Here is an 11,239-nt window from a genome sequence, read left to right as displayed (position 1 = left end):
CAGGTGCTGTTCCATTCGGATCAGGGCAGCCAGTACGCCAGTCGCCTGTTCCGGCAACGGCTCTGGCGCTACCGGATGCAGCAGAGCATGAGTCGTCGGGGGAATTGTTGGGACAATTCGCCAATGGAGCGCTTGTTCCGCAGCCTGAAGTCGGAGTGGATCCCGTCGACGGGCTACCTGACGGCGCAGGAGGCCCGGCGGGACGTCAGCCATTACCTGATGCACCGCTACAACTGGATCAGGCCGCATCAGTACAACGACGGGCTACCGCCTGCGGTGGCCGAAGAAAAACTCAACCCACTGTCCGGGATGGGTTGACCACTACAAGTCGGAGCTTTTGTAGGATGGGTCGGGCGGCGTTCCGCGAGCCTGCGATACCCATCAGCTCTGTCCGCATGGGTATCGCTCCGCTCCACCCATCCTACGGGGCTATGCGTCAGTTGATAGCCTGCATCCGAGATGCCCCCCTTACTAGGGGGCCCAAAGCAAGTCCACGCTCTACGAACGTGGATTTTTACTTTTCCTGCCGCGCAGCGCGGGCGAACTCGATGAAGGCCTTGAGCGTCGCCGGTACCTGGCGACGGCTCGGGTAGTAGAGGTGCAGGCCGGGGTAGTAGGGGCACCAGTCTTCCAGGACCTGCACCAGGCGGCCGGCGGCGACGTGTTCGGCCACCATGTCCTCGAATACATAAGCCAGCCCCACGCCCTCCAGCGCGGGTCCGACCATCAGGCCGACATCCCCCAGGGTCAGCGGACCCTCCACTTCGATCTCCAGTTGCATGCCGCCACGCTCGAATTCCCAGCGGTACAGGTTGCCGCTGGGAAAGCGGTGCCGGATGCAGGGCAGGCCATGGAGGTCCTCGGGTTTTTGCGGCAGCGCGTGGCGCTCGAAGAATTCCGGTGCCGCCACCACCACGGAACGCATGTAGGGGCCGATGGGCAGGGACACCATGTCCGCCTGCAGTCGCTCGCCGAAGCGCACGCCGGCGTCGAAGCCGCCGGACACCACGTCCACCAGCGCATCGTCGCTGGAGATTTCCAGGGTCACGTCCGGAAAGGCCTCGAGGAATCGGGCGGCCAGGGGCAGCAATACCAGTTGCGCCGCGGCGCGCCCGGCGTTGATGCGCAAGGTTCCCGAAGGCGTCTCACGGAACTGGTTGAGGTCGTCCAGGGCGTCGTCGATATCGCGGAAGGCCGGTCGGATGCGGGCGTACAGGCGCTCGCCGGCTTCGGTCAGGGCCACGCTGCGGGTGGTGCGATTGAACAGCCGTACTCCCAGGCGTTCCTCCAGGGCCCGCAGGGCGTGGCTCAGGGCTGAGGGCGAGAGGCCCAGCTCGATGGCGGCGCGGCTGAAGCTGAGGTGGGCGGCGATGCTGAGGAAGATGCCGAGATCGGCGGCGGAAACGGGTTTCATTGCTGAGTCCTGCTCAATAGCCCATGCCATTTTCTTGGGATTATCGCAGGAGTAACGCGGATTTAAAGTGGCTGCAACTCAAACAGAAAGCCCGCGCGGTGCGGGTTCCCACACAGGAGAGTTGCTATGCGTACCTGGCTCATTACTGGTGCTTCCCGTGGTCTCGGTGCCCTGATCGCCGCCAAGGCGCTCGAAGTGGGCGATGCGGTGATCGCCACCGCGCGCAAACCCGAAGATGTCGTCGCCCGCCTGGGCGAACACCCCAACCTGCTGGCCGTGCGCCTCGACGTGACCCGCGAAAGCGACGCGCATGCAGCGGTCGCCGAAGGCATCAAGCGCTTCGGCCGCATCGACGTGCTGCTGAACAACGCCGGCTACGGCATCCTCGGCGCGGTGGAGGAGACCAGCGCTGCGGAAGTGGAGCGCATCTACGCGACCAACGTCTTCGGCTTGCTCAACGTCACCCGCGCGGTGCTGCCGCACATGCGCCGCCAGCGCTCCGGCCGCGTCATCAACATCTCCTCCCTGGGCGGTTACCAGGCGTATTACGGCTGGGGCGTGTACGGCTCCACCAAGTTCGCCGTGGAAGGCCTCAGCGAGGCGCTGCACCAGGAGCTGGCGCCGCTCGGGGTCAAGGTCACGGTGGTCGAGCCGGGCTTCTTCCGCACCGACTTCCTCGACGACCAGTCGCTGGTGAAGACCGCCCTGGAACTGCCGGACTACGACGAAACCGTGGGCGCCATGCGCCGCTTCGCCGAGGGCGCCAACCATGCCCAGCCGGGCGACCCGAGCAAGTTCGCCGGCGCCATGCTGGAGCTGGTGAACGCCGTCAACCCGCCGCAGCGCCTCGCCCTGGGCAGCGACGCGGTGCAGCGCATCGCCGACAAGCACAGCCTGGTGGAAGGTGAATTGGCCGAGTGGAAGAGCCTGTCGATGTCCACCGACTTCGTCGAGTGAGGCACAGCCCGGAAAGCTGACGGGCCGCGCTGTACGCAGGACGGGCATGGTCTAGAGTGGAACCCCACAACCCACTGGCAAGGAGGCCACCATGCCCAGTCTTCCCATGTACTTCCCCACGGCTTTCTCCCTGGCCCAGGCGCTGCAATGCGCCAACCTGGTGGAAGCCGCCTATGCCCAGTACGACCAGTGGCTGCAGCAGGACAAGCCGCGCAAGCCCCAGGATTTCAACTGGCAGCAGCCGAGCATGACCGGCTGGACCTTCTCGGCACCGGTCTGGAGCATCCTCAGCGAGCTGCACTACATCAACGAATCCGAGCCCTTCGGCTTCGCCGCCAGCGACCCGAATGGCGAGGTCTACCTGGTGTTCCGCGGCACCGAGTCGGCCCAGGACTGGGTCGACGACCTGGAGGTCAAGCAGACCACCTACCCGTGGCAGCCCAACGTCGGTCTGGTCCACGACGGTTTCCTCAAGCTCTATACCTCGCTGCGCGACCTGGCCCTGCAAGCCGTCGACGGCCTCAAGCCCGCCGGCAACCTCTGGGTCTGCGGCCACAGCCTGGGTTGCGCGCTGTCCAGCCTGGCGGTGCTCGACCTGCAGGCGGCGTATCCGGACCAGCCGCTGCAGCACTACAACTTCGCCAGCCCGCGCGTGGTCGACCCGAGCTTCGCCAGCTATTACAACGGCCTGGCGATCCCCACCTACCGAGTGGTCAACGACAGCGACCTGGTGCCCGAAGTGCCGCCGGGCGTCACCGACAAGTGGGTGTACCAGCACCTGGGCCTGTCCATCGACTTCACCGCCAGCTACTCCAGCGTCGAAGGCGACCACAGCCTGGCGGACTGCTACCTCTATGCGCTGAACAACCCGAACGCGCCAATGAACGGGTAGTCGGCGGATTTCCTCAGTAACCGACCCTGCCTATTACGACTCAGGTTGTCTGGGGCGAGTGATAGGTAGGGTGCGCCGTGCGCACCAGCGGTCGAAGGTCGCGCGATGGCCGATCCCGCAACCGGTGCGCACAGCGCACCCTACGAAAAGCCCAGTGCCGGACTAATGACTCGCCCCTACAGGCTCCTTGCCGCCTCCTCGATCAGCGCGAAGATCTCCCCCGGACGCGAGGCCAACGAGGCATGGCTGGCGTCCAGGGTGATGGTCTTCCTGGCGCTGATGCGTTCGGCCATCCAGGCCTGGGTCTGGGGCGGGATCATGTGATCGCCCGACGACACCTGGTACCAGCTGGGTTTGCCGCGCCAGGCCGGGGCGCCTGCCTGGTCCTCGAAGCAGCGCGCGGCGATGGGCTTCTGCGTCACCGCCATGATCCGGGCGTCCTGTTCGGGCAGGTCGGCGCAGAAGTGCTCGCGGAAGCTGTCCCGCGCCAGCCAGAGGAATCCGTCCGGGTCCGGGCGGATGCCCGCCGCGCCCGCGGGGGGATCCGTGCGGGCAAAGAGGCTGCCGAGGCTGTCACCCTCGTCCGGCGCGAAGGCCGCGATGAATACCAGGCCGGTCACGTTGGCGGCGTGGCCGGCACCGGAAATCACCGCGCCACCGTAGGAGTGGCCGACCAGCAGCGTGGGGCCACCCTGGGCTTCGGCGAGCTTGCGGGTGCGCTGGATGTCGTCCGCCAGGGAGGTCAGGGGATTCTGCACGGCGTTGACGTTGTAGCCGGCATCGAGCAGCAGGGGAATCAGGTGACGCCAGTGCGAGGCATCGCCCCAGGCGCCATGGACCAGCAGGATGTTCGGCTTGGCAGGCATGACCTTCTCCATCGATGAAGTGGGTGCGGCACCTGCAAAGCCTAGCCAGCGTCAGTCGGGGCGCCCGGTTCCCCGTCAGATCGCCAGGCTGATCCGCTTTTCGTGGCGCGTTCTGCCGCTGTTTCCACGCACCGATGGCTCCTAGAGTCGAGGTTCAGGCCACCCCGGATGGAGTCCCCATGTACAGCTCGCTCGCCACGCCCTTCGACCCGCACGGTTTCCAGTCGCGTGTCTACGCCGGGGACATCCTGCGCTTCGGCCGGCAACCGGCCATGGCCGCACTGGTGGCCTTCACCCGCGAGTTGCTGGAGACGCGTCTGCATCCCCACAGCCCGTTAGAAATCCACCTGCACCTTTCCCACGCCCGGCAGACCCAGTGCTTCGCCCAGTGCCAGCAGGAGTTCGCTCGTTCGAGCGAGGTGCAGCGGCTCTGGCGCGGGCTGCTGGAGGGGTTGGGGTTCGATGCCGAACATCTCGCCTGCGATCGCTTGTACCTGCGCTTCCAGCCGCACCAGGACGCCGGCCAGGCACTGCCCCGTTCGCGGACCACCGCCACCATCGCCTTCCACCGGGATACCTGGGGCTCCAATCTCTACAGCCAGACCAACTGGTGGGCGCCCATCTACCCGGTCTCGGCGGAACGCACCTTCGCCATCTACCCCGACCTGTGGCGCCAGCCGTTGCCCAACACCAGCGCGGACTTCGACATGCAGGCGATCCTTCAGCGCTCTCATAGCGCTGGGCGCAACTCGGTGGATGCCGACGAGGCCATTCCTCATCTGCTCGGGCAACCGGCGGAGGAGGGCGTGCCGGTGCTGATCGAGCCGGGTGAGCTGATCGCCTTCTCCGGCGCCCATGCCCACGCAGGTGTCGGCAACAGCAGCGGCCTCACGCGCATCTCCTTCGAAACCCGCACCCTGCTGATCCAGGATCTGGTCGACGGACTGGGCGCTCCCAATGTCGATGGCTACGCGCCCTGGATGACCCCGGGACTGTTTCGCCGCATGAGCGACGGCAAGCGGCTGGACGATCTGCTCGGCTGCCGGTTCATCGAGCCCTACGTGGCGCCCTGAGCCAGCGTTTTCAGTCGCTGGCAAAGATCGCCCTGGCTTCGGCAAAGCACTTCTCGGCCAGGGCAGAGCGCGGTTCGGTGCGGCGCAGGACCAGCCCGAGGGGCGCATGGACGCTGGCCTCGGCGATGGGGATCACGCGCAGGTGCTCGCTCAGCTCCTCCAGGCCGTTGGCCAGCGGCATGATGGCGCAGCAGATGCCGGCGCTGACCGCCTGGATGAGCTGGAAGCTGGATTCGCTTTCCAGCAGCGGGGTCGGGTCCAGCCCCCGGCTGCGGAAGCTCAGGTCGATGGACTGGCGGAAATGCATGCCGCTGTTGAGCAGCCCCAGTGGCAGTTCGCCGAGGGTTTCCCACTTCAGCTCCGCCTGCTCGAACGAGAAGTAGCGGGTGTCGTGCAGCAGGCCCATGCGGGTCGAGGCCAGCGCGATCACCTCGAAATAGCTGCTGTTGACTTGGTCCAGGTAGCACAGGCCCAGGTCCAGCTGGTTGCGCCCGAGGCCGTCGATGATCTGCTCCGAACTCAGCGACGAGAGCTGGAAGCGCAGCTCGGGATAGCGCTCGGCCAGGGGCTTGAGCAGGTGCGCCGGGTTGAAGCTGGCCAACGGCACCATGCCCAGGCGCAGGCTGCCCACCAGTTGGCCGCGGCAGCTGGCGGCCTCGGCCTGCAGGCCGTCATGGGCCGCCAGCAGCGTGCGTGCCCAGGCGAGTATGCGTTCACCCGCTTCGGTGAAGCCTTCGAAGCGCTGGCCACGTTTCACCAGGACCAGGTTCAGCTCGTCCTCCAGGTTGCGCAGGCGCATCGACAGCGTGGGCTGGGTGATGTGGCAGAGCGCGGCGGCCTGGCCGAAGTGGCGGGTCTGCTCGAGGGCGATGAGAAACTTGAGTTGCTTGATGTCCATGGCGCCACCTTGGGAGAGTCAGGACGCCTGTGGCGCTGGGCACGGCCGGGCGTCGAGGTGCTGCGGCGTGTTGAAATTCTGCAGGCGCGGGTCGTCCTCGGCACGGTCGAACGCCTGGGCGCCGGCGGCCAGCAGGATCCGCAGCAAGCTGCGCTCGCCGCGCCGCCAGGCGGCTTCCAGCTCCGGCAGGAGACAGTCTGGCAGCAGGCTGAACATCGGCTGCCACTGCTTGCCCTGCCTGACCATCAGCGGGCGGCGGGCCGCATCGGCACGGCCCTCCAGCAGGGGCTGGAGGAGTTGGCGATTGACATTAGGGGCGTCGCAGGGCAGCAGCAGGGTCCAGGGGTGGCGGGCCTTGCGCAACCCCGCCAGGACGCCGGCCAGTGGGCCGGGGAAGCCCGCCTCGTCGTCGCCCACCAGTTGGTCGGCATAGGCGGCATAGCGTGACTGGTTGCGATTGCAGGAGATGATCAGGTCATCCGTCAGCGGTCGCACGACCTGGTGCAGGTGGGCGATCAGCGGCCGCCCCAGCCAGGGCACCAGGCCCTTGTCCCGGCCGCCCATGCGTGAGCCCTGGCCGCCGGCCAGGAGCAGGATCGAACAGTCTTTCTTGAGGGTGTCCATCCGCTTTCCAGAGGCTTGTGGGATCAATTGCCGTTCAAGGCTATGGCGCGCACGTGTCCGCGTCCAATCACCTGTGCTGAATGGGTGATAAGGAGGCTCTATTGAATGTTGGCGGCGCTTGCGTCGTCATAACCGTGTTGGGCAGCTTGCGTACGCCAACCCGGCGTCGCCCATCAGCTGAGGACGAAATCCACCGGTTCCAGCACCGGCGGCAATTCGCGATGACCGAGGGTGGCGAGGATTTCCCGTTCGATGGTGCGCACCATGGCGTCGGTGGGGAGGTCGTTCTCGTCGCGGCCGAAGGGGTTCTCCAGTTCGTCGCCGATGGCGTCCAGGCCGAAGAAGGTGTAACTGACGATGGTGGTGAAGATCGGCGTCAGCCAGCCCAGCGGAATGGCCATGGCGAATGGCAGCAGGATGCAGAAGATGTAGATGGTGCGGTGCAGCAGCAGGGTGTAGGGGAAGGGCAGCGGGGTCGATTTGATCCGCTCGCAGGTGGCCTGGGCCTCGGTCAGGCCGTTCAGGTGTTCCTCCAGGGCGAGCGCCCGCCATTCGCTGATGTCGCCGCGCCGGGCCAGTTGCGTGCACTGCTGGCCGACCCGCCGCAGAATGCCGTCGCTGACATTTTGGCCCTGGCCGAGACCTGGAATCCACTGGCGTGCAGCGGCGAATTCGTCTTCGTCGCGCAAGCGAGCATTGAGTGCGTGGACGAAGCCGCACAGCTCGCGCAGCAGGGCTTCGCGGACGGCGTCGTTGCCGATCGCCACGCTCTGCCGGGTGAAGGCGCGGATTTCCAGGATCACCTTGCCCCAGGCCTTGCGGCCTTCCCACCAGCGGTCGTAGCAGGCGTTGTTGCGAAAGCTCATGAAGATCGACAGCGACAGCCCGAGCAGGGTGAAGGGCGTGGCTTCGACCCGCACGAACCAGGCCGGATGCAGGGTACCCACCAGGACGATGAGGGATGCCAGGGCGGTGATCAGCAGGCTGCGCACGGCGATGCGCCGGGCGATCGATCCCTTGAGGGAGATCAGCACGTTGAGCAGGTTGGGCTTGGGACGAACGATCATGGGGTTGTCGCGCCAGTCTGGTCGTGGAAGGGAGTTCAGCCGCCGGTCATGTTCATGAAACGCAGGACCTGGACCTCGTCATTGACCTGGAAGTTGTGGCTCCAGGGCTTGATCCGCATGGCCTCGACTATCGCCTGCTCGAGCCGCTGCGGATTGCCTGGATGGGCACGCAGCACCGCCTTCAGGTCCACCGCGTGTTCATTGCCCAGGCACAGGAGCAAGCGTCCTTCGACGGTCAGCCGCACGCGGTTGCAACTGCCGCAGAAGTTGTGGCTGTGGGGTGAGATGAAGCCCAGGCGGATCTCCGGGGCCTCCGCCAGCCGCCAGTAGCGCGACGGGCCCTGGGTGGATTCGGCCGACTCCATCAGGGTGTAGCGCTCGGCGATGCGCGCACGGACCTCATCGCTGGAACAGAAGGATTCGCCCCGGCTGTGCTCGCTGATCACGCCCAGGGGCATTTCCTCGATGAAGGAGATGTCCAGCTGGCGATCGATGGCGAAGCGCACCAGGTCGTTGATTTCACCGTCATTGCGCCCCTTGAGCACCACGCAGTTGAGCTTGATGTGGCGAAAGCCGGCGTCCCGGGCGGCGTCGATGCCGGCGATGACCTGGGCCAGGTCGCCACTGCGGGTCAACTGGCGGAAACACTGCGGGTCCAGGCTGTCGAGGCTGACGTTGAGCCGCGCCAGGCCGGCGTCGAAGAGCGGGACGGTCTGGCGGGTGAGCTGCGAGCCGTTGGTGGTCATGCACAGCTCGCGCAGGCCGGGCAGGGCGGCGATGCGCCGGCACAGGTCGACGATGCCGCTGCGCACCAGCGGTTCGCCGCCGGTGAGGCGGATCTTGCGGGTGCCCAGGGCGACGAAGCGTTCGGCCAGCAGGTAGAGCTCGTCGAGGCTGAGGATGCGCTGCCGGGGCAGGAACTGCATGTCTTCCGCCATGCAGTAGACGCAGCGGAAGTCGCAGCGGTCGGTCACCGACATCCGCAGGTAGTCGACCTTCCGGCCGAAGCCATCCACCAGGTTGTTGTCCGTCATGGTTGCCTCGTCATGTGCGTGGAGCAGGCACGTCGCGATGGTCTTTCGAGGACCGCATAGCGCGCCATCGATGCAGATGATCAAGGGGCGGCGCGGTTGGCGTCCAATCGCTATTAACGACCGCTTGATCGATCTCATCTATCACCCTGAAAGGCATGCAGGGTGTGGATTTGGAGCTCTAGCCACAGCTCGCCAAGTGGTCATAGAGGGTTTCGATGAAGTCGTCACTAATTGCGATTGGACGGCCCCCATTGAAGATTACGAACTCAGGTTTCCACGGCTGATTCGACACTTCCGCAACGGCGCTGGACAGCGCGCCAGAAATTCCGCCCCAGGCGGACCCATCACGATTTCTTCGGCAGGTGCCGCCGCGTCCTCAAGTCGCGAATGAGCGCCACGGGCTTCCTCCGCCCGGAAAAAAGCCGCGAAGTCGGGGGCGAAAGGTGGGAATGGCCGCGTTGCCTGAACGAACTGCGTGCTGCAACAAGGAGCCCCCTCATGAGCCTCGACGACCACATCAAGCCCTATGGCGGCCCTGCAGCCGGCTGGGGTGCGCTGAAAAGCGTCACCAAGAACTGGCTGGGCAGCGAGAACGCGCTGAAGAACATCCGCGCCATGCTCAAGACCAACCCGAACGGCGGCTTCGACTGCCCCGGCTGGCTGGTGCGCTTGGCACACCCTACGGCCCTGATCAGGTAGCCAGGATGCAATCCGGGGATAGCCCAGCCACTGTTCCCGGATTTCATCCGGGCTACGACTCTGTCGGCAGTGGCTTTTGTAGGTTGGCGCTGAGCTCCGCGAAGCCCAACCTACGTACTGTGCCTTGCATCCGGGCAACGATGCTCTTCGCGTAGGGTGCGCTGCGCGCACCGAAACATTCGTGCCGGCTGGCTGGTGCGCATGGCACACCCTACGGCCCTGATCAGGTAGCCAGGATGCAATCCGGGGATAGCCCAGCCACTGTTCCCGGATTTCATCCGGGCTACGGTCTGAAAGGGTGGGGGTACGCAAAAAAGGCGCGGTACCGAGCAGTAGCACGCCGCGAGGGAAAACGAGTGAGGAGGCTGGACGTCCCTGTCCAGGGCGGGCCTATAGGCCCAGTTCGGACAGGCTCGGATGGTCGTCCGGGCGGCGGCCCAGGGGCCAGTGGAACTTGCGCTCGGATTCCTGGATGGGCAGGTCGTTGATGCAGGCGTAGCGGCTGAACATCAGGCCGTTCTCGTCGAACTCCCAGTTCTCGTTGCCGTAGGAACGGAACCAGTTGCCAGAGTCGTCATGCCACTCGTAGGCGTAGCGCACGGCGATGCGGGTTTCGGAATGGGCCCAGAGTTCCTTGATCAGCCGGTACTCATGCTCCTTGGCCCACTTGCGGGCGAGGAAAGCCTTGGCTTCAGCGCGGTTGCAGGCGAACTCGGCACGGTTCCGCCACTTGGTGTCCAGGGTGTAGGCCAGGGACACCCTCTCCGGGTCGCGGCTGTTCCAGCCATCTTCGGCCAGGCGAACTTTCAGGATGGCGGTTTCGCGGGTAAAAGGCGGAAGCGGCGGACGAACTTCATCGTTAGAGGACATGACCTGTCTCCAATGCAAGTAGGCGTTCAGAGTTTGAAGTTGCCCGCTCGATAACTTCCTAGTTGCGGAGCAGTTTGCGCGCAACTTCTTGCGCATTATCCGCCGAGCCGGAATCACCAAGCACATGGGCAACAGTAATGGCGCCATCGATCAGGATCAGAAACTGCCTGGCCAGGGCATCCGGATCGTTGGCACCATATTCCTGGCAAATCTCCCGAACGAAGCCGAGCAACTTCTCTTTATGCTCTTTGGCAACCAGGCGGACCGGGTCGGATGCATCCCCCGTTTCGCCAGCGGTATTGATGAAGGCGCAGCCCCTGAAGCCTGCGGCGACGAACCAGCCCTTGAGCACGCTGAAGATGTGCAGCAGCCGTGCCTCGGGGTTTTCCGCCTTGCGGACCTCGGTGATGAACCAGTTCATCCAGCGCTCGTCACGCCGTTTCAATACCTCTGCCACCAGCTCGTCCTTGGTTCCGAAGTACTTGTAGATACTCTTTCTCGAAACACCTGAAGTCTTGACCAGGAGATCCATGCCCGTGGCATTGATGCCATTCCTGTAGATGAGATCTTCGGCGGTTTCGAGAAGTTTTTTCCTGACATCGGAAGTTGATTTGCTGTCCATGCGATAGATGGTAGAACGATCGTTCTCCACGATCAAGCCTCATTTATGAAAAAGGTATGAATGGTCATTTTGATAGAGGTCGTATATGACTTCATCTCAACTATCTATCGTCCGGCGAACCGAAGGCGGCGATTATCTCGCGGCATCGCCGGAGCCGGATTGTAGTCCGATCAGGCGCAGCGGAGCGCCAGGGAAATGCCCCGGACAGGGCCGGCTATACTTG

The 11,239-nt window shown here is 64.8% G+C and carries 13 protein-coding genes; 5 read left to right on the top strand and 8 right to left on the bottom strand.

The window, feature by feature from the left end; all coding sequences use genetic code 11:
- Nucleotides 1–318: integrase core domain-containing protein (locus E8F11_RS17525; RefSeq protein WP_280289323.1), on the top strand; the 318-nt coding region annotated here is incomplete at its 5' end.
- Between the two features lie 196 nt (nt 319–514).
- Here E8F11_RS17525 and E8F11_RS17520 read toward each other — a convergent pair.
- A complete protein-coding gene (locus E8F11_RS17520) occupies nt 515–1,414 on the bottom strand; it encodes a LysR family transcriptional regulator (protein ID WP_280290122.1) in 900 nt (299 codons plus the stop codon).
- A gap of 126 nt (nt 1,415–1,540) precedes the next feature.
- Between E8F11_RS17520 and E8F11_RS17515 the strand changes: the two genes are divergently transcribed.
- A complete protein-coding gene (locus E8F11_RS17515) occupies nt 1,541–2,371 on the top strand; it encodes an oxidoreductase (protein WP_280290121.1) in 831 nt (276 codons plus the stop codon).
- A 91-nt stretch (nt 2,372–2,462) separates the two neighbouring features.
- The gene (locus tag E8F11_RS17510; protein WP_280290120.1) at nt 2,463–3,263 is read left to right on the top strand and encodes a lipase family protein; all 801 of its coding nucleotides are present in this window, start codon (nt 2,463–2,465) and stop codon (nt 3,261–3,263) included.
- A 176-nt stretch (nt 3,264–3,439) separates the two neighbouring features.
- Here E8F11_RS17510 and E8F11_RS17505 read toward each other — a convergent pair whose 3' ends face one another.
- Nucleotides 3,440–4,129, bottom strand: coding sequence for an alpha/beta hydrolase (locus tag E8F11_RS17505; protein ID WP_280290119.1), 690 nt, complete (start codon nt 4,127–4,129; stop codon nt 3,440–3,442).
- Nucleotides 4,130–4,308: 179 nt separating this feature from the next.
- Here E8F11_RS17505 and E8F11_RS17500 point away from each other — a divergent pair, with 179 nt between their 5' ends.
- Nucleotides 4,309–5,202 carry a hypothetical protein gene (locus E8F11_RS17500; protein ID WP_280290118.1) on the top strand — a complete coding sequence of 298 codons (894 nt, stop codon included), beginning with the start codon at nt 4,309–4,311 and terminating at the stop codon, nt 5,200–5,202.
- A 10-nt stretch (nt 5,203–5,212) separates the two neighbouring features.
- Here the strand turns inward: E8F11_RS17500 and E8F11_RS17495 are convergent, their stop codons facing one another.
- The 4 genes from E8F11_RS17495 to moaA all read right to left on the bottom strand — a co-directional run bounded on the left by E8F11_RS17495 (nt 5,213) and on the right by moaA (nt 8,825).
- Nucleotides 5,213–6,100 carry a LysR family transcriptional regulator gene (locus tag E8F11_RS17495; protein WP_280290117.1) on the bottom strand — a complete coding sequence of 296 codons (888 nt, stop codon included), beginning with the start codon at nt 6,098–6,100 and terminating at the stop codon, nt 5,213–5,215.
- 18 nt (nt 6,101–6,118) lie between these two features.
- Nucleotides 6,119–6,724: a molybdenum cofactor guanylyltransferase MobA gene (mobA, locus tag E8F11_RS17490; RefSeq protein ID WP_280290116.1), complete on the bottom strand. Its 606-nt coding sequence runs from the start codon at nt 6,722–6,724 to the stop codon at nt 6,119–6,121.
- A 173-nt stretch (nt 6,725–6,897) separates the two neighbouring features.
- Nucleotides 6,898–7,791 carry a bestrophin family protein gene (locus E8F11_RS17485; protein WP_280290115.1) on the bottom strand — a complete coding sequence of 298 codons (894 nt, stop codon included), beginning with the start codon at nt 7,789–7,791 and terminating at the stop codon, nt 6,898–6,900.
- A gap of 35 nt (nt 7,792–7,826) precedes the next feature.
- Nucleotides 7,827–8,825 carry a GTP 3',8-cyclase MoaA gene (moaA, locus tag E8F11_RS17480; RefSeq protein ID WP_280290114.1) on the bottom strand — a complete coding sequence of 333 codons (999 nt, stop codon included), beginning with the start codon at nt 8,823–8,825 and terminating at the stop codon, nt 7,827–7,829.
- Between the two features lie 498 nt (nt 8,826–9,323).
- On the opposite strand from moaA, the gene E8F11_RS17475 reads away from it, so the two are divergent.
- Entirely contained in the window at nt 9,324–9,524 is a 201-nt protein-coding gene (locus E8F11_RS17475) for a hypothetical protein (RefSeq protein ID WP_280290124.1), read from the top strand.
- 390 nt (nt 9,525–9,914) lie between these two features.
- Here the strand turns inward: E8F11_RS17475 and E8F11_RS17470 are convergent, their stop codons facing one another.
- Both E8F11_RS17470 and E8F11_RS17465 read right to left on the bottom strand, forming a co-directional pair.
- On the bottom strand, nt 9,915–10,394 hold the full coding sequence (locus E8F11_RS17470) for a nuclear transport factor 2 family protein (protein WP_280290113.1): 480 nt from the start codon (nt 10,392–10,394) through the stop codon (nt 9,915–9,917).
- Nucleotides 10,395–10,452: 58 nt separating this feature from the next.
- Nucleotides 10,453–11,016, bottom strand: coding sequence for a TetR/AcrR family transcriptional regulator (locus E8F11_RS17465; protein WP_280290123.1), 564 nt, complete (start codon nt 11,014–11,016; stop codon nt 10,453–10,455).
- Nucleotides 11,017–11,239 lie beyond the last annotated feature (223 nt).

The organism is Pseudomonas sp. BN417 (assembly GCF_029871205.1).
Classification (GTDB): Bacteria; Pseudomonadota; Gammaproteobacteria; order Pseudomonadales; family Pseudomonadaceae; genus Metapseudomonas.
The sequence above is the reverse complement of the archived record's forward strand: the minus strand, read 5'-3'. Positions and strand labels throughout refer to the sequence as shown.